General features: G+C 62.0%; 12 protein-coding genes. 4 read left to right on the forward strand and 8 right to left on the reverse strand.

What is annotated here, in order from left to right:
- Window positions 1-130: 130 nt before the first annotated feature.
- Window positions 131-3,478 (reverse strand): autotransporter outer membrane beta-barrel domain-containing protein, encoded by a 3,348-nt coding sequence (locus tag PI93_RS04635; protein WP_158453247.1) that lies wholly within the window; start codon window positions 3,476-3,478, stop codon window positions 131-133.
- Between the two features lie 391 nt (window positions 3,479-3,869).
- Window positions 3,870-4,517, reverse strand: coding sequence for a helix-turn-helix domain-containing protein (locus tag PI93_RS04640; RefSeq protein ID WP_039366842.1), 648 nt, complete (start codon window positions 4,515-4,517; stop codon window positions 3,870-3,872).
- A 182-nt stretch (window positions 4,518-4,699) separates the two neighbouring features.
- On the opposite strand from PI93_RS04640, the gene PI93_RS04645 reads away from it, so the two are divergent.
- Window positions 4,700-5,053 (forward strand): RidA family protein, encoded by a 354-nt coding sequence (locus PI93_RS04645; RefSeq protein WP_039366845.1) that lies wholly within the window; start codon window positions 4,700-4,702, stop codon window positions 5,051-5,053.
- A 97-nt stretch (window positions 5,054-5,150) separates the two neighbouring features.
- Entirely contained in the window at window positions 5,151-6,383 is a 1,233-nt protein-coding gene (locus PI93_RS04650; RefSeq protein WP_039366848.1) for an NAD(P)/FAD-dependent oxidoreductase, read from the forward strand.
- Between the two features lie 178 nt (window positions 6,384-6,561).
- Here PI93_RS04650 and PI93_RS04655 read toward each other — a convergent pair whose 3' ends face one another.
- Both PI93_RS04655 and PI93_RS04660 read right to left on the reverse strand, forming a co-directional pair.
- Window positions 6,562-8,019 carry a M81 family metallopeptidase gene (locus PI93_RS04655; RefSeq protein WP_039366851.1) on the reverse strand — a complete coding sequence of 486 codons (1,458 nt, stop codon included), beginning with the start codon at window positions 8,017-8,019 and terminating at the stop codon, window positions 6,562-6,564.
- A gap of 139 nt (window positions 8,020-8,158) precedes the next feature.
- Window positions 8,159-9,190 carry an ATP-binding protein gene (locus PI93_RS04660; RefSeq protein ID WP_039366914.1) on the reverse strand — a complete coding sequence of 344 codons (1,032 nt, stop codon included), beginning with the start codon at window positions 9,188-9,190 and terminating at the stop codon, window positions 8,159-8,161.
- Window positions 9,191-9,634: 444 nt separating this feature from the next.
- On the opposite strand from PI93_RS04660, the gene PI93_RS04665 reads away from it, so the two are divergent.
- Both PI93_RS04665 and PI93_RS04670 read left to right on the forward strand, forming a co-directional pair.
- Window positions 9,635-11,836 (forward strand): TonB-dependent receptor, encoded by a 2,202-nt coding sequence (locus PI93_RS04665; RefSeq protein ID WP_236105736.1) that lies wholly within the window; start codon window positions 9,635-9,637, stop codon window positions 11,834-11,836.
- 40 nt (window positions 11,837-11,876) lie between these two features.
- Window positions 11,877-13,511: a serine hydrolase domain-containing protein gene (locus tag PI93_RS04670; RefSeq protein WP_039366853.1), complete on the forward strand. Its 1,635-nt coding sequence runs from the start codon at window positions 11,877-11,879 to the stop codon at window positions 13,509-13,511.
- A gap of 68 nt (window positions 13,512-13,579) precedes the next feature.
- Here PI93_RS04670 and PI93_RS24770 read toward each other — a convergent pair whose 3' ends face one another.
- The 4 genes from PI93_RS24770 to PI93_RS04690 are packed head-to-tail and all read right to left on the reverse strand — an operon-like array spanning window position 13,580 to window position 18,145.
- Window positions 13,580-15,400, reverse strand: coding sequence for a serine hydrolase domain-containing protein (locus tag PI93_RS24770; RefSeq protein ID WP_080759050.1), 1,821 nt, complete (start codon window positions 15,398-15,400; stop codon window positions 13,580-13,582).
- On the reverse strand, window positions 15,285-16,301 hold the full coding sequence (locus PI93_RS04680) for a dipeptide epimerase (protein ID WP_039366858.1): 1,017 nt from the start codon (window positions 16,299-16,301) through the stop codon (window positions 15,285-15,287). Before PI93_RS04680 ends, PI93_RS24770 begins: the two co-directional genes overlap by 116 nt.
- 6 nt (window positions 16,302-16,307) lie before the next feature.
- Window positions 16,308-17,660 carry an MFS transporter gene (locus tag PI93_RS04685; protein WP_039366862.1) on the reverse strand — a complete coding sequence of 451 codons (1,353 nt, stop codon included), beginning with the start codon at window positions 17,658-17,660 and terminating at the stop codon, window positions 16,308-16,310.
- A 56-nt stretch (window positions 17,661-17,716) separates the two neighbouring features.
- Window positions 17,717-18,145 (reverse strand): ExbD/TolR family protein, encoded by a 429-nt coding sequence (locus tag PI93_RS04690; RefSeq protein WP_039366866.1) that lies wholly within the window; start codon window positions 18,143-18,145, stop codon window positions 17,717-17,719.
- Window positions 18,146-18,176 lie beyond the last annotated feature (31 nt).

Genomic DNA, 18,176 nt, shown 5'->3' on the forward strand with positions numbered 1-18,176 from the left:
CGGGGGGGAAGGCGAATTCTCTCTTCGCCAAGCAAACAATGAGGCCCTTGATTACCCAAGGGCCTCATTGTTTCCGGCGGCCTGACCTCTCTTCATCGCCGCAGTCTATGCAAGGCCCCGGAGGGGCGCCTCACCAGTTAAATCGAACACCGACGATGCCCTGGGCGACGGATTGCCGTGAGCGGCTGTCATCGAGCGACACGCGGTAGCTCGCCTGGCCATAGAAGCTCGTATAAGCGTTCACTCGCGCCGTCACACCGCCGCCGATCTCCACCGCCGTCTCGCCGAAACGGCTCGCGATGGGCGCGTTCGTGCCGAACGTCGCCTGGTCGCTGCCCGAAAAGGCGTGCCAGAGATTCAACAGCGCATACGGTTGCCAGAGCGTGCCCCGCGCATCGCGCCCCGTGCGTTGGAGCCGTATACCCAGCCGGCCTGTCACGGCGTTCGCCGAATCCCAATCCACACTCGAGTACGCGTCTTGCGCGTGATTCACCGACAGGTGTTGCCAGATGATCTGCGCCTGCGGCTCCCACTGCCAGTCGCTCTCGTCGCCGAACCGGATCGGGTATCCGGTCTCAAGCGAGGCGGTGTAGCCCGTTGCATGGGGCGATATTTCGGCGCCGTAGTTCGACTTTGCGTTGATGTCGTACCAGCTTGTCTGAAAGACGGCATCGGTATACCACCCGCTCGGGCCGAAATGGGTCCAATACGCGCCGACCGAGGGCCCGCTCATCGAGAGTTTTCCGACTTCCAGATCTTGTGTGCCAAGCGCGAAGCCGCTCACCGACGACGTGTTGTAGTCCGTATAAGCGGCATAGACGCCGACATGGTCGCGATGCCCGCTGTCTGTCGTGCGTCGCAAGAGGTCGAAGCCTGCCTGCACCCCGGTCTGATTGCCGGTCGCCTTGGTATCGACATCGCCCGTCCAGCGATTGTTCACGTGTGCGCCGAACACGCGTGCCCATCCCAGGTTGCCATAGGTACGGCCTTCCGGAATGCCACGAAGATTCTCCTCTTCGCCAACCCGTTGATGCAGAGTGCCGAGCGTGGCCAGCCCCATTTGTCGCGCCAGTGCCGGCACCGGCATGTAGAGCGCCACCTCGGGGCGATAGAGCGGAATTTCCGTGGTCGGCGCCGATGGACTGCTCGGTGCCACGCTCAAATTCGAGCGCAGGAACCAGTCGTCGGCGCCGGTACTGCCACCGCGAAAGAGCTGGTACTCGTAGGCACCGGCGGCAACACGTTGGCCCAGCGCAAAGGCATTCGTCGCGGAGGTGCCGCCCCCGGTCACCTGAACCAGTCGAATGCCATCGGCCGTCGTTTGCGCGCCGGGGCCGCCGGCATTATTGACCAGCAGCGCGGTGGTGCCGCTGGCCTGGCCGCCATTGACCACCAGAAGATTGGTCGGCGAGTTGTCGGTGCCGAGATAAGTGTTGAACCCGATGCGGCCGCCGGCGCCGCCGGCGTAGCTGCCGACCGTTAGCGCACTGTACGATCCCGGCAGGGCCAGGAACTGGATCAGGCCCGCGTTACTCACAGCGCCTACAACGTTGGAGTTCCCCGTCACATTCCAGACGCTGCTGCCATCGATTGCGACATTGGTGGCATTGCGAGCCAGGCCGGTCCAGAGGCTGCCTTGCAGCGAGACGTTTGCGGTGTTGCCGGCATCGGCCAGCAAGTCCCCCGTCCATTGCGATGCGTCGAAGCTCGCATTGACGGTATTGCCCGCGCCGCTCAACACCAGATCGCCGACCCAGCGACTGTTGCCGAGATGGTAGGTGAGGGTGGAGGGATCGACGACGATGTCGCCGGAGACGGTGGGCATGTCGACGATATTGAGCGTCAGATTGGACGCGGTGCCCGCAGCGTCTTCCGTCGCCTGCGCGAGCAACTTTCGGCCATTGACGGTCGCCGGGGCGATCGTATTGACGCCACTGAGCGTGACGGCGCCAGTGCCGCCGTCGGCCATCACGATGGCACCGTTTGCCGCGCTCAGGCTGCCGCCATTTACCGAGACAATACTCGGCGCGCTGCCCGAGAGATAGATCGCCGCCGATCCGTTGCCGCTGACCTCAATGGCAGTTCCCGTGGCCGACACGGTGCCGCCGTTGATGGCCGCAATGCCATGCGCCGCGCTGCCTGCGGTTGTAACCGAACCGCCGCTCGCTTGCACCTGTCCCGAATTGCTGGCCTCGATACCGTTGGCCGCAACGCCTGCGGTGGTAATGGCGGCGCGGTTCAGTGTGACGGCGCTGCCGGCGTCTTGCGCCAGGGCGCCGAAGGCGCTCTGGCCCTGCGTGTTCACGGTGATGTCGGTGGCACCGATCGTACCGCCGGCCGACGCGTGCACGCCAACGGCTTTGGCGTTCGTGGTGCTGATCCGTGTGCCGGTCAGACTGATGAGACTGCCGCTATCGGTCGCTCGGACGGCATCGGCGCCACCGACCGAGGCAGTATCGGCACCATGAGTCGTGATGGTGCCGCCGGTGACGGAAGCCGTTCCCCCCTGTTGGGCCCAGATGCCGACGGCACCGTCGCCGTTTGTTGTCACGGCATTGTTTTCGGCCTGTAACTGACTGCCCGCGCCCACCACATCCACGCCATGAGCTTCGAGGCCGATCTGGGCATCCGGGAACTGGAGGACGGGCGGAGAACTGCCGCTGACCCGATATCCGGTGGTGATCTCGGTGCCTTTTGCAAGCACTGTGCTGCCATCGCTGACAAGCAAGCCCGCACTCGACGGGCCTGACGTGCGGACGATGGTGCTGGTCAGCGTGATCGTGCTGGCGCCAGTGGCCTGCGCGCCCGGCGAATCGGGTTGGTAGGTGAAGATGCCATAGCCCGCGAAGTCGATCTTGCCCCCGGCGTCGGCCCACACGCCGGGGCTGTTTGCGCCATAGGTGGCCGAACTCGCACCATTGCTCACGACGATGCTGCTACCCGGGCCCCGAGCGAGCATGCCAGGGGAGTTGGCGTTGACTGTGCCTCCGTAATAATCCCCGGACGCAATGGCGCCGCCGTTGATGGTGATGTTTCCGCCTGCGGTGGCGAACAACCCCGCGCTGCCGTTGCCGTAGACATTTACGTATGTGCCGATCAGGCTGAGACGGCTGCCTGCGCCTGACGCAACCGCGCCTGGGGCATTGTCACCAAAGCTGTACGTGTTCACGTTGTTCAGGGTGATCAAGCCCCCAGCATCCGCAAATGCGGCCGACGCGCCCGCACCTGAGGTCGTGATGGTGGTGTTGGTGCCGGTGATCTGGCCCCCACCGTTGGCATACAAGCCATGCCCGCCCGCGCCCAAGGTTTCGACCGTGGAAACATCCTGCGTTGTGCCGTCCAGCGTCACCGTCCCTTTGTTTGTCGCCTGTACGCCCAGGCCGGTGCCAGTTGCGGTAAGACTGACAGACGTGCCGCTATACGTTATCCCGGTGCCGGAGACTTGCACGACGGGGTCCACGCCAGTGCTTTCTCGCACGGTGAGGGCCGAATCGGCGCAACTATCAGTGGATAGGCTGAGTGTCGCTGGAGCCGGTGCGCATTGCGCCAGCGCTTGCGCCGAAGGCAGCATCGCCGCCACGACAGTGGCCAAGACATGGCGTTTGGTTCTGGGAGGGCTCTTTAACGCGGGTTTCGTCTTGCCAGACACGGTTCTCCTCCAATGGTCGATCGAGCTCGATCTATTTGGATAAGATCATAAGTATTTCTAAAGTATTTGTGTGAACCCTGTGGCATCAATGACATCCCGTCTTATACCGATGGGAATCTCTGAAGCTCGATTTGATTGGAAGTCCATGATAGTCAGTTCATGCTGGTCCACCCGGAAGAACCCCAGGTTCGCGCTTGAGGCCGCATGCGCAAGCCCGTCGCTATCGCAGAATCGGGCCCGGCGTATTCACGTCCACGCAGCAAACGATGGCGTCGACGCCATCGTCGTGCTCGCTCAGATACACATGTCCCACGCCACTATCGAAATAAAGGCTATCCCCAGGTGCCAGCCGGAATTTGCTGCCGTTTTCAAACTGCAACAACAGGTTGCCCGATAAGACGAATACAAACTCTTCGCCTGCGTGGCGGATATAGTCGGGAAAATCTTCCAGCTTGCGCGCGCGAATATGTGCCCGCATCGGCACCATGCGCTTATTGGCAAGATCGGAAGCGATCATGCCGTAGCGATAGTTGGGGGTCTCGTATATCGCCTGCTTGCCCGCCTCGGTGAACGATGGGCTGATGCCAGCGCTCAATTCGACGTTGTCGTGTCCGAAGATCGCCGAATAGTCCAGCCCGAGTGCCCGCGCAAGTGCGCCAAATTTGTCGTAGGTCAGCGCAATATCGCCGCGCTCCGCCTTCGAGATCGTCGATACCGCGACACCTGAGCGCTCGCTCAACGCTTTGAGCGTCAGTCCGTTCGCCGTTCTTGCGTTTCGCAGTCGCGCGCCTACCGTTTCGTGACTCACCTGGCTATCGCGCTTCAGCTTGCCTGGCGAGACGGACTTCTTTCGTGTAGTTGACGTCATAGCACTGTAATTGAGCCTGTTGCCCCCGCCCCTGGGACCTGAACATCGCTCGCCAAGGGGATCGACATATCGGTGTTTTCTCGTATACGAGAAATGAAATTCTCATATATGATAACCGGACTGCCCACAGACGCCTGGCGTCCACCTCGACAGCCGCATCGTCATTCTCTCCGAGTCCCACAATGAAGAAAGAAATCACGCGTTTGCAAACCAATGCCCGCATGAGTCAAGTGGTCGTTGCCGGCGGTGTCGTATATCTGGCAGGTCAGGTGCCTGCCACGCAAGGCGCCACCATTACCGAGCAGACGATCGAAGTTCTGAAGCAAATCGACACGCTACTCGCGTCAGCAGGTGTAGACAAAACCCATCTTCTGACGGCCAACATCTGGCTTTCCGATGCGCGTCATTTCGACGAATTCAACCGTATCTGGGATGTCTGGATCCCGGAAGGAAATGCGCCCACGCGAGCGTGCGTTCAATCGTTGTTGATGCGAGCCGGTTTCGACGTAGAAGTTGCCGTGACGGCGTTGGCGTAGGTCCCCCACGGCATTTGCCATTCAATCACCCCACCGTAGCGTTGCCGCGCGATTGCGCAGCGAACCGTCACAATGGGCTAACGACAATATCTCTGCCATGAAATTCGATGTCCTCGTACTCGGCGCCGGGATCGTAGGCACTTCGACAGCCATCCATCTTCAGAGTCGCGGCCTGACAACCGCGCTCATTGACCGTGGAGCGCCCGGCAGGGAAACGTCGTTTGGTAACGCCGGATTGATACAGCGCGAAGGCGTCTATCCTTACGCGTTTCCTCGCGATGTCGGCACACTGCTTCGCTACGCGCGCAATCAATCAACCGACGTGCACTATCACCCGTCGGCGCTGCCGGGCATCGCCCCATTTCTTGCACGGTACTGGCATCACTCCGCACCGCAGCGCCATGCCCGCATTGCCCGTCAATACAGCACCCTGATCGAGCATTGTGTGACCGAGCACAAGGCACTCATCGGCCTTGCGGGCGCGGACGACCTTCTACGGGAAGGCGGCTGGCTCAAAGTCTTCCACACCCGTGGTGCGCTCGATGCTGCGCACCAGGAAGCCGAGCGTTGGCAACGTGAGTATGGCGTGCCATTCGAGCGACTTGATGCAGCGAGACTTCAGAGGGATGAGCCGTCGCTCTCGACAGCGCTCGTCGGCGCCATTCGATATACCGCCTCGAATTCGATACGCGATCCGGGCGAGCTGGTTGCCCGCTATGCCCAGCACTTCACATCGATAGGCGGACGCATCCTTCGCGGCGATGCGACCACGCTGACTCCCCACTGGCACGTACAGACGACTGAGGGGGACATCGAAGGCCGTCAGGCGGTCGTGGCAATGGGCCCCTGGTCCGATACGATCACGAATGCTCTGGGTTACCGGCTCCCGCTGGCAGTCAAGCGTGGCTATCACCGCCACTTCCGGCCGGAGCCTGGCGCCAGACTGAATCAACCGGTGCTGGATGCCGAAAGCGGCTTCCTGATAGCCCCGATGAACCAAGGTATCCGTCTGACCACCGGCGTCGAGCTTGCACTGCGCGATGCCCCTCGGACACCCGTTCAACTGGCAGCCGTCGAACCTCTGGCGAGACGCCTGTTCCCGTTAGGCGCACCGGTCGAACCCGAGCCCTGGATGGGGTGCCGACCCTGCACGCCCGATATGCTGCCGATCATCGGCCCGGCGCCCAAGCATCGCGACCTTTGGTTCGCATTCGGTCACGCGCATCATGGCCTGACGCTAGGTCCTGTGACAGGGCGTCTGATTGCCGAGATGCTGACCGGCGCGCCAACGCTCGTCGACCCCTCGCCATTTCGTGCCGACCGATTCTGACGCGGCGCGGTGCCATTCCATCGCCTGCGTGTGTCGCCGTCCGGCGGCGCTTCAGACGAAAAAAAGCCCTCCGATGTGAAGGGCAAAATTTGCCGGAGTTTTGGCGATTCCCGGCAAACTATCGGATCAGCCGACTTGTCGCGAATCTGCACGATCCGTGGCGTCGATGCGCCCCGGATCACGCGAACGGATTTTCAACGCGAGGCCAGTAGTTAAGGTCGCGGTGGCGATAGGGAATGGCTGCGAAATCTGGCGTCAGTGCACCGGGCGCCGCGACGTGAACGATCGCCTTCGCCCGGGGGGCAAACTCCGCCTGGAAGTGCTGAGTCGATTTCACGACCACGAGTCGCTTGGCGTCCATTGGCACACCGATGCCCGTGAATGCGTCCACGCCGATGACTTGTGTTCGCACGGACACCAGCACGATGTCCAATCCGTTGGGCCCTTCCACCCAGATCGAGCGACCCAGCGGGATCGACATCCCGGAGATGCTCTGCGAATGCGTATCGTGCACGGCCCGAACGGTAACGCGCAGGTCAATCGGGTCGCCTGACGCGGCACCGCACTTACCGCCAATGCGAAGGTCGAGTGTGGCGCCGACGCCGGCATCCGCACAGATCTGAATGGCGCCCAAATCCCAGAAGCAACCCAATGCGACATCGGGAATACCGCGCTCGACGACCCGCCGGAGGATGAAGGTGCTGTCTCCGGGGGCGCCACCGCCGGGGTTGTCGGCAACATCGGCTACGACCACCGGGCCGGCACCTACGGCCAGGGCGATGTCGAGCCCGTGATCCAGATCGTGCCATTGGGGCTGGACCTCACGTCGTATCGCCCAGAATTCCTGTCCGAGTTGGTGTGCCAGTGCACTGGCGAGCGCAGGGTCGCGGTCTGCAATCACCCAGAGCTTCGCACCGGCTTCGGGGACATCGCCCCAGGGAAAGCCATGGCCAAGAGACACGGAGAGAATTCCATCGCGTCCCTCGAAGGACTTCATTCGCCGCACAAAGCCGGCCATCGGTTCCGATGTGGTGTGCCATGCCCCGACCATACGGCAATCGAATACGGCCGTGACTGGTTTTACTTTTCCCTCCACGGCCTGCGTCACCAGTCGATAGACCTCGCGCAACCGGTCGATTGCATCGGTATGCGGATATTCCTTGTAGGCGATGAGAATGTCGGCCGCACACTGCATCCGCTCGGTGAAATGACAGTGGGGGTCGAGCGTTGCCGCGATCGGCACATCGGGGCCGACAACTTCGCGAATGCACGCAAGGAGATCGCCTTCGCAGTCGTCGTAATGCTGCGCCACCATCGCGCCGTGAAGCATGAGGACGACGGCGTCAAGCGGCAGTGCTGCGCGTACACCGGCGACGATTTCATCGCGCAGCGTTTCATAGACTTCCCGGATCACGGGCCCCGAAGGCTGCGCCTCTGCGCCCAGGCCTTCGGCGATCTCGTGCTCCTCCGACTGAGCGAGTCGCCGAAGCTCTGCTAGCAGATAGCCCACACCTTCAGGCGAGCGGATGCTTGCATCGCCCCGGAAGATCCCGTATTCCTGAAATCCTCCCCACCCGGTGGGGCATGGCGCGAAGGTATTGGTTTCTGTCGAGAGATGTGCCGCGAAGATCTTCATTGCGAGTCCAGAGGTGTGAAGAAAACCGTTGCACACACTCTATTGAGACCGCGTTGCCGGATTGTGAGCAATGTGTATCCACATTGACACACACGTGGGAAGACGTTCGTCCGAACGTTGGCGTCGGTGCTGCAGACACCTATCGCCTTGGCAGCACGACGCGTGCAATCAGGCCACCGTCCCTGCCATTGAGCAGCGTCAGCGAACCGGCGTGCCGCTTGACCACGTCGTGTGCAATGGCCAACCCGAGCCCGGTACCGCCGGTGTCTCGGCTACGGGATTGCTCAAGCCGGAAAAATGGCTCTAGTACCCGCTCAAGATCGCGCTCCGGAATGCCGGGGCCCTGATCGACGATATCGATCTGAACTTCCTCATCGCCGTCGATCAGTTGAATTCGAGCCTCGCCCCCGTAGCGGATGGCATTCGCCACCAGATTGCTGAGACAACGCTTCAACGCCAGCGGCTGCGCGAGCAGCGGGGCGATGGCGCCATGCACGGAGACCTTTTGGCCACGTTCCAACGCGTCTTCCGCGATGGCGTCTACGAGCGCATCCATATCGATGGGGCTGAGTTCTTCCGTCACGGCCTCGTTGCGCAGAAACGAGAGTGTTGCGTCGAGCAACTGCGTCATTTCGTCGATATCGGCCACCATTCGATCGCTGAACTCCGAGGTCTCGAGCGTCCGTAGACGAAGACGCATGCGCGTGAGCGGCGTGCGCAAGTCGTGCGAGACGGCCGCGAGAAAGCGATTGCGGTCGTTGACCTGACGCCGTATGGCCGCCTGCATCGAGTTGAAAACACGTGCGGCCTGCCGGGCTTCGATCGGGCCCGCTTCGGGAATCGGTGGCGCGTCCATATTGCGGGACAACTCTGCGGCACCTGCGGCCAGCGACTTGAACGGCACCGACAGCATCCGCGCGCCGACCCAGGACGAGACGAGCAGCGGAACGATCTGCACGGCGGTGGCGAGACCCCACTGCAGCCCGGTCGACATGCCGGGAGGCGGCTTGAAGGCCTCGGAGGAGTACAGCGTATACACAAGGATGCCGGTGCCGGCTTGCGTGAGGGCCACCATGACGAGCATGACAAACAGCAGCCGATAGAACGCGGAATCGAACGATGGCTTTTGCATGATGGTGGCGGCGGGCGCGGTGGAAGAAGACTCGAACATGCCCGCCATTATCCCGCCGCCGTGTAGCGTCTTCATCAACAGATTGTTTCAGGACGGAAATATCCGGGAGCCGTCACCTCGCACCGAACTCCCGCAGGTGCGAAAAGCCACTGCCGTGAGGGCTATGTTTCACGCGCGATACAAAGTCCACATGAACCAGAAATATCGCACAAATAACGTTCATGCCAGAGCCGAGACTCGAAAGAACGTGGACAGATAACGCGAAACGATCCCTAGCGCGAAGGCATCTGTGATGACCGACGTGCGGAAATCCCGGAGGAGACGACAGTGGCAATCGAACAACATCGCAGGCATACCGCAGTCAACTTGCATCGATTCAGGTTTCGCCCGCGCGGAGGAACCTGGTTGGTCGGTTCGCTGCTGGGACTGGCGTCAGCTTACGGATATGCCCAAACGGCGGCATTGCCCGGTGCGGCGTCTGCTGTGAGTGCAGACGCTGAGAATGTCGACCCGTCGATTGACACAAACGCAAGATCGGGCGATGCGGCGCAAACCGCGACCGTGGTATCGGCGAAAGACGGCGCGACGCTCAACACCGTCGTTGTGACGGCAACGCGTCGTCGTGAACCGGCGCGCGAAGTGCCGATGCAGATCAATGTCATTTCGGCAGATGAGTTGCAGAAGAGCGGTGCGAAAACGATGTCCGATTTTCTGTCGTCGGAACCTGGGGTCGATCTCAATACGCAAGGCGGAAGCGGTGCCGGACAGATCAGCATGCGCGGCGTGACGACCGGGGAACAAACCGGTCCGACCGTCGGTGTCTACGTCGACGATGTCGCCTTCGGGGGGAGCACGGTCTTCTCGCAAGGCGCCACGTTCGCGCTGGACATGAGCCTGCTCGATCTGAACCACATCGAGGTGCTGCGCGGGCCGCAAGGCACGCTCTACGGCGCGGGCGCGATGGGCGGGCTGTTGAAGTACGTCACCAACGAGCCGGATACCAATGCGTTCTCCGGCCAGGCCAGCGCGGGCATGTCGTCGACCAAGCACGGCGGCATTGGCAATACCGCCAGCGCGGTGCTGAATATTCCAATCAAGAACGATGTGGCCGCCGTGCGCGTTTCGGCATTCAGCCAACACGATGCTGGCTACGTCGATGCCGTCGGTCCCCAGGCGGGCAGTCGAATCGACAGGGGCGACACCTACGGTGCGCGCGCGTCGTTGCTCTTGACGCCAACCAGCCAGTTCACAGTGCGTCTGAGCGCGATCACGCAGAACATCAATCGAAACGCGCCGAATTACGTTGCCTACGACAAGAGCGGCCAACCTGTCGATGGCGATCTGACAACGCGGATTTACGCCCCGGAGCCGTTCCATCAAAACGTCCAGCTCTACTCGCTGGGCGTGGAGTACGACTTCGGATGGTCTCGCTTCAATTCGATCACGTCGTATCAATCGGTGAGAACGGATCAACCTCAGGACCTGTCGGTGGTCTACGTGCCGGCGCTGGCCGCGCAAGGGTTCAATCTGAACTCGGTCGTCGCGGCGAATCTGGCGACAACGAACAAGGTGACTCAGGAATTTCGTTTGACGTCGCCCGCGAATCAACGTCTCGAATGGCTCGGGGGACTTTTCTTTACCCGGGAGCGCAGCGAGTCGGATCAGGGCATTGTCGCGGCGTTTCCCGACGGTTCGTCGGCCTCGCTCTCCGGGCTGACGGCGCCGAGTACCTACACCGAATATGCGGCGTATGGCGATCTGACGTATCACCTGACACCGCGTCTCGCGCTCACCGGGGGCGTGCGAATCGCCCACAATCGTCAGACCTACGACCAGACCACATCGGGGCTTCTGGGTGGGCCGCCGCAGTCGATTTCTGCGCCGTCGTCTGACACGAGCAAGACGTACATGCTGACTGCCAGCTATGCGTTGACCGAGAACAGCAATGTGTATGCCCGCGCAGCCAGCGGCTATCGCCCGGGGGGACCGAACGCGCTGCTCGTCAGCCCGATCACGGGGCAGCCCGGTAACGGTAGCGCCACGTTCCAGCCCGATACGCTCTGGACATATGAGGCTGGCTATAAGGCCGACTTGTTCGACAAGCGTGTCTCGTTGTCAGCGACCGTCTACGACATCGAGTGGAAGAACATCCAGCAGCTTGGTGCACTGGAGGGTGTCAATCAGGTGCTCAACGCCGGTAACGCCCGCATCAAGGGGTTCGAGTTGGCGAGCAGCTTCCGCCCCGATCGGCATTGGAGTTTCGGCATGGGCTTCTCCTACATCGACGCCAGGCTGACACAAGGAAACGCCTCCACCGGGACGCAATCGGGGGACCCGCTGCCGAACTCTGCGAAGTTCTCGGCAACCTTGACGGGGACGTATCGCTTCTCGCTCGGTTCATACGTCTCATACGTCGGCATTGCGGAACGATTCGTTGGCCGTCGTCATGCGGGATTCGGCAGCAGCAACGGCCGCCCGGATTACCCGCTGCCGGGCTATGCGGTGACAGACCTTCAGGCAGGGATCGACTTCGGCAAGGCGAGTCTGAGCCTTTACGTGCGCAACCTGTTTGATCGGCGCGCGCTGCTCGCTGCGGGCACCGCATTGATGCCGCTTGGCGGGCCGGCGCTGGTCAGTGTGGAACAGCCGCGCACCATCGGCGCCGTGCTCACCGTTCCGTTCTGATCGACGTCGATCCGAATTCCGCAATACCGGAGAATCTCACATGACTTTGCAGCAAAAAGACCTGCACGCTCGCCTCGATGCCCATCTGGCGACATTCAATCGGAGCGATGCCCCGGGGCTCGTGATCGGGATCGCGCGTGACGGGCGGGCACTGTACCGCAAGGGGTTCGGCATGACGAGCCTCGAACATGGGGTCGCCAACACGCCGGCGACCCGCATGCGAATCGGCTCGACCAGCAAGCACTTTGCTTGCCTGGCGGCGCTGCTGCTTGCGGAAGACGGCAAGCTGGATATCGATGCGGGCGTTCGCACGTATATGCCCGAATTACCCGAGTTGGCGGGCGAACCGACGCTGCGCCAGTTGATGACGCACACCAGTGGCTATCGCTGCTATCTGGATTTGTCCGTGATGACGCAAGGTGTGTCCACGATTTTGCCGGGGGCGCCGTTGGCGATCGAGCTACGTCAGCGAGACGTCAATTTCCCTCCGGGGGAGCGCATGATCTATTGCAACGGTGGGTACCACCTGCTGTCGCAGATCATCGGGCGCGTCAGCGGTATGTCGTTTGAGCAGTTTCTTGAGCAGCGGATCTTCCGCGTCATGGGCATGAACGACACCGAGTCCGTCAGCGACGACTTGCGAATCAGACCGCGCATGGCGACACAGCATGTTCCCGACGGGGCCGGTGGGTATCTGCGCGGATTGTTTCCCTGCGTCGACGTATTGGGTGAAGGCGGTATCGTTTCCACGATCGACGATATGTTGACGTGGGCCGGCCATCTCCGTCATCCCGACAGACTGGGGAGTCCCGATACGTGGCGTGAAATGCTGACGATGCCTCGGTATTCGAGCGGGGAAACCGGCGTCTACGCCTTGGGGCTGATGCGCACTCGGTACCGCAATGTCGAGACCATCCATCACGCCGGTGGCGTGTTCGGCGGAACGTGTCAGATGTTGACGGTGCCTTCGCATGCGCTGGACATCGTTCTGATGAGCAATGGCGCACCGGTCGACCCGGTCTCGCTGGCGACCGAGATTGTGGATATTGTTCTTGGAGACGAGGTGCTCGGCCCGCCGCGACAAGCCGCAGCAAGCACTTCGGCAAACCCCGGTCTGGTCGGCCAATATCTGTCCGTTGCGCCCCTTCAGTTTGTGGAGATCGTCGAGCGGGACGAACGTCTGCACGCCGTACTCCATCATCAGCCACACCTTGCGCAGCCGCTTATCGCGCTTGAGCGTGGATATCGTATCGAAGATGGCGCCGGTGCCCAGACCCGGGTCGTACCTCATGCGCGCACGGCAGCGGGAGACGTTCCGTCCATCGATTTCATCGAGAGCGGACATGCCGTCACACTGAATCGATATGAAGGTGCCCCGCCGGTTGAGGCGCAGGGAGTGGAAGGGCTCTGTGGTCAATACTCCAGTCACGATGCCGACGCACACGCCGTCATCTCGATTGAAGACGGGCTTCCGACGCTGTCCATTCGTGGCGCGACGGGAGGTGTGCGCTATCGCCTGAGTGCGCTTACCCGCGATGTCTGGACCTTCGAGCCAGCGGATGCCTCTGCACTCTCCACGGGCACTGCACTTGTGGAGCGTCGCGCAGACCAGGCCACTGGCTTCTCCCTGTACACGTCACGCACGCGGGCGCTGGCGTTCTCTCGTATCGGCTAACGTTGACGTGGGGCGGGCACTCCAAAACGCGAGTTCCCGCCCCGACGATAGGGAGCGGGATTCGACATTCACGTTAGGGACTTTGCGAATCGAAGGTTTCGCGTGCGGGGGGTGTTGATGGAAAGTCCCGCGACGTCCCGGGTGCCCGGCAGCCTGACGATGGTAATTGTTCCCGCTGTGGTGGCGTTTGGCCCTCTCGGCGAGAAGCGAAAAAGATCGATGTCGACCGGGAAGACGTCGTAGTGGCATTCGCCCGCTCTGCCCACGATCTCGAGCGACAGGATGGGGCGATCGCCGCCGTGCACATCCTGTACCGATCCGGCAGGTCGTAGCATCGCACGAGCATCGGCTTCTTCGCTCGCATAGGCGCCGCTCAGGGCGTCGATGTCTTCGATGCCCACGGAGGGCGGCATCTCGATGCGGCGATAGGTGGTCGCATGACCGCAATGCAAAATGTGCAAGTGCTCGACATCGCCCGGCTCGGTGGCGGGCGCCCAGCAGAGTCGGAATGTGCCATCGCCGCTCGACTCCAAGGCAAATTCGCTCGTATCGGTTTCGAGGGAATGCTCTTGATATAGCGTTGGAGTGCTCGGTTCCAGCGGTCCGCTTAGCATCATGTATCCCCCGCGCTCGACGATGTCGTACACGATATCTCCGTTCGCTTCGCGATAGGTCCCGGCTCGTTCGGAGGCGGAGACCATTCTGGCCGGTGTCGGGGCAGGGGCTTCCTTCATCTCGTCGGCCAGCAAGACATCCAGCATGCGAAGCGAGAGCGCCGCTGGCGCCGAAACAGCCCCGTTGCTAAGCAGCACAACGTCGATGCCGTGCTCGGGAACGCATAGCATTTGACACGATCCGCCGACGACACCACCGGCATGGTGGATCAGTTCACACCCACGATATTGCGTGCGCTTCAACCCCATCATGTAATCGCTGCGCAGGCCGCTGGAGAACACGGGGGACGAGAACATCAATTCCCATGTGGCAGGGCTACCCACGCGCTTGATTCCGCGCAAATGGGCGCACCATTTGAGCATGTCGTCCACGCACGAGACGACGCCGCCTTCACCGAGAATCTCACGCGAAGGAAATATCCCCCGGTCGTAAGATCCTGTGCCGCTCCCGACATGACTCGCGGCCATGTGGGGCTGGATCTGATCATCGCCGGACAGACAGAACGTATCGTTCATGCCCAGCGGTTCGAAGATTTCAGAGGCGAGAAATGCCGCGAACGATTGTTGGCTGACACGTTCGATTGCTAGCGAAATCAGGTGATATCCGCCGTTGCAGTACATCATCCGCTCGCCCGCCGGAAAGTTGACGCCTGTTTGCCGGCGCTGAATGTCGAGCAGGTAGCCGGGCTGGGGCGCGATCAATCCGTTGGTGAGGAGCGATATATCGAGCGCGCAGCGCTGGCCGCTGGTGTGCGTCATGAGCGAGCGGAGGGGCGCGTCACCGGCAATACCCGTCAGTTCCGGCAAATAGCGGCGGATCGGCACATCGATATCCAGCGCTTTTGCTTCCCGGAGCAGCAGGGCCGCGAGGCATGTCATGTGTTTGGTCGTCGACCCGATACGCAGCCGGGTTCGAACATCCAGGCCAAGACCCAGTCCCGTATTCGCCATGCCGTAGGCGCGGCGTAACACCACGTCTGCGCCAATGGCGGCGCTCACGACGACGCCGGGTGCATCGCTTCGGTTGAACGGAGCAAACAGTGCTGTCAGCGCCTCGCTGTCAAATCGCTCCTGTGCCGACACGGCATTTCCTCCCGTATCAATTCGCCTCATGGTGAGTCTCATCGCTGCCCCAAGGGCTAGCGGGGCCCAGCAGGTAGCCATTGCGGTATTGGAACGAAGGCGTGCGATCCTCGGCCAGAAAGCAGGGGCCATCGAGGTCGACCCGATCACTCAACTGTCCCAGCACGTAGGCCGGGGCGACGCCGAGCGACGTGCAGGGCATGCATCCGACCATGACCGAAAGCCCGAGATCCCGAATCGGCGTGATCAGCGAAAGCGCTCGCGTGAGGCCGCCGCACTTGTCCAGCTTGACGTTGACGACGTGGTACCTGCGGGCGACGGTGGCGAGATCGTCCAGATCCTGAAACGATTCGTCTGCGGCCAGACGGATCGGATACGACATCGATTCAAGACATACGTCTTCACCCACGGGCAGCGGTTGCTCCAGCAGCTCGACGCCAACGTGCTGCATCACCGGCAGCATCCGGATCATGTGGTCTTGCGTCCACCCCTGATTGGCGTCGACAGACAGTTCGACGCCCGGGCGAGCCGCTCGGATCGCGAGTAATCGATCCGCGTCGAGTGGGCTTCCGTCCAGTTTGATCTTCAGTGCCAAGGCGTCTTCATAGCCGCGAGCCGCTTCGGCCATGGCTTCCACGGTATCCACGCCGACAGTGAACGACGTTCGCAGCGGGCGCAGGCGCGGGCGTCCGGCAAGTTGTGCGACCGTCGTGCCACGACGCTGAGCGGTCAGAGACCACAGCGCTGCATCGACGGCATTTCTGGCGCCACCCGCAGGCATCAGCGCGATGAGGTCTTCCCGGGAGATACCGCGCTCGATGTCGGGACGCACCGCCGCAATCTGATCGGCCATGCCGTCCGGCGTTTCCCCCCGGTAGTAGACGCCGGCGGCCTCGCCCCGACCTTCATGCTGACCGGACCGCAAAGATACGACCAGAACACTGGCGGCTTCGACGGTGTGACCCGAGACGTGGAAGGGGGTGGCCAGCGGCCATCGTTCGACGAGCGTGGAGAGCGTGCAGGGAGTTGTCATTTGATCTTAGGCGTAGCGTTCGATAGCGAGACGTACCGCGTTGGCCGCACTGCGCATTAGGAGGCACGCCACGATGAATCCGGACAGGGCCACGGCAACGATGGCCCAGATGAGACCCGAGGCAGTGCCGTGCAGGTGATCCGACATCAGGCCAATGGCGACAGGGCTGCCGGATTGCATCAGCACGGTTGTCAGGACCCCGATGGCCGCCACTCTCGATCTCAGATAGGGCGGACAAATGCTCTGCATCAGGCCCGGAAACATGATCATCCCGGCGACGACGCACATGAATTGAGCACCGAACAGGACGTAGAGGCAGGACACGGATGGCGCGATCAAATAGCCGAGACTGACGATGCAGGCCCCAAGGGCCCCCCACTCGCATACCCGTAGCGGGGCGAGTACGCCGAGGCGTGTGCTCAGGCGGCGAGCGAGGAGCCAGCCGAGAACGCATCCGACGACGCTCCCCACCATCGCTGCACTGCCTAGTCCGGCGCCGGCGGTTGCCGGCGTCGCGCCGAAGAAGCGCACGGCGACGACGGGTATCCAGGTGGTAGTGCCGGCAAAGGCCATGTTGATCAGTGCGATCGCACCGAAAAATCGGATCATCATCGGCATCTCGCTGCGGAAGTACTCCCCGGCAGCGGGCCCGGCGGGCGATACGTTGCCGGTCGCGCGTTGGAGGTTCGAATGCGCATAGCGCGGCCGGATCATCGCGACGATCAGTACCAGCAGCGGCGCGGGGACGGCTACGGCGAAGAACGCGATACGCCACGTGGACGCATTGCCCAGACCGAAGGGCAAGACGCCGTGCAGGGTGTCGATCCCCTGGATCAGTAAGCCGCCAAGCGCCATGCCCGCGCCGGCGCTCAATAGATTGACCAGTGCAAAGACGGAGTTGGCGAGGATGCGTTGCCGCGCAGGAAATAGATCGGGGAGCAAGCCGTAGATGATCGGCATGAGTCCCGCTTCGCCGATGCCCAGCCCGATGGAGGCGATGAAGAGCGTCCAGAATCCGGTCGCCAAACCGCAGGCGGCAGTCGCGGCACTCCAGAGAAGGATGCAGAGTGCCAGAACGATCCGGCGATCCAGCCGGTCCGCGAGCCACCCGATCGGAATGGCCGCCGCGCCTGCAAACAGCGCGATACCGGCGCCTTGCAGCAGTCCCACCTGAATGTCGGCAAGGCCGAATTCTGCGCGAATGAGCTCGGCCAATAGCACCAGCATCTGGCGATCGACATTGGCGAAGAACGTCACGATGACGAGAGCAAAAAGCCCGAGCCACGCCCCGATCCCCGCATACCTCCCGCGGCGAGCCGCCGTTTCATACTGTGGCGTTTCGGTATTCGAATCGAACATTTGAAGTCCAGTAGTAGTGCGTCAGCGCGCGCGGACATCGGCGGACAGACGAGATGTCATTGCGCGAAACGCTCGTTGCCCACCAGTCCGATGCGCGTCACGCCGAGCCGTTGCGCCGACGCCATGACCATCGCGACCGATCGATAAGGGGCTTTCGCGTCGGCGCGCAGGTGCAGCTCGGTGGGGGGCGTGGACGTTGCCGCTTCGGTGAGGTGAGTCTCCAACTGTGTGCGGTCGTTGAGCGGCAATCCGTTCCATGCCACAACGCCTTGCTCATCGACATCGACTTGCACGACGAGCGGTGGGATCGCGGGTGACGCATTGGAAGGCGTGGGCATGTCGAGTTTTACGGCATGCGTCTGAATCGGAATGGTGAGAATCAGCATGATCAGAAGCACCAACATAACGTCGATGAGTGGCGTCGTGTTGATCTCCACCATGATGTCGCTGCTCTCGCCAGCGCCCGATGGCATGGTCATGGCCATGACAGTCTCCTGGGGTAGCGCGCCGTCGGCA

It is taken from the genome of Pandoraea fibrosis, assembly GCF_000807775.2.
GTDB classification, from domain to species: domain Bacteria; phylum Pseudomonadota; class Gammaproteobacteria; order Burkholderiales; family Burkholderiaceae; genus Pandoraea; species Pandoraea fibrosis.

Coding starts and splice junctions, on each gene's coding strand:
- PI93_RS04640 (WP_039366842.1), bottom strand. CDS start 4,517: ATGACGTCAACTACACGAAAGAAGTCCGTCTCGCCAGGCAAGCTGAAG.
- PI93_RS04645 (WP_039366845.1), top strand. CDS start 4,700: ATGAAGAAAGAAATCACGCGTTTGCAAACCAATGCCCGCATGAGTCAA.
- PI93_RS04650 (WP_039366848.1), top strand. CDS start 5,151: ATGAAATTCGATGTCCTCGTACTCGGCGCCGGGATCGTAGGCACTTCG.
- PI93_RS04655 (WP_039366851.1), bottom strand. CDS start 8,019: ATGAAGATCTTCGCGGCACATCTCTCGACAGAAACCAATACCTTCGCG.
- PI93_RS04660 (WP_039366914.1), bottom strand. CDS start 9,190: ATGTTCGAGTCTTCTTCCACCGCGCCCGCCGCCACCATCATGCAAAAG.
- PI93_RS04670 (WP_039366853.1), top strand. CDS start 11,877: ATGACTTTGCAGCAAAAAGACCTGCACGCTCGCCTCGATGCCCATCTG.
- PI93_RS24770 (WP_080759050.1), bottom strand. CDS start 15,400: ATGGCCCCTGCTTTCTGGCCGAGGATCGCACGCCTTCGTTCCAATACC.
- PI93_RS04680 (WP_039366858.1), bottom strand. CDS start 16,301: ATGACAACTCCCTGCACGCTCTCCACGCTCGTCGAACGATGGCCGCTG.
- PI93_RS04685 (WP_039366862.1), bottom strand. CDS start 17,660: ATGTTCGATTCGAATACCGAAACGCCACAGTATGAAACGGCGGCTCGC.
- PI93_RS04690 (WP_039366866.1), bottom strand. CDS start 18,145: ATGGCCATGACCATGCCATCGGGCGCTGGCGAGAGCAGCGACATCATG.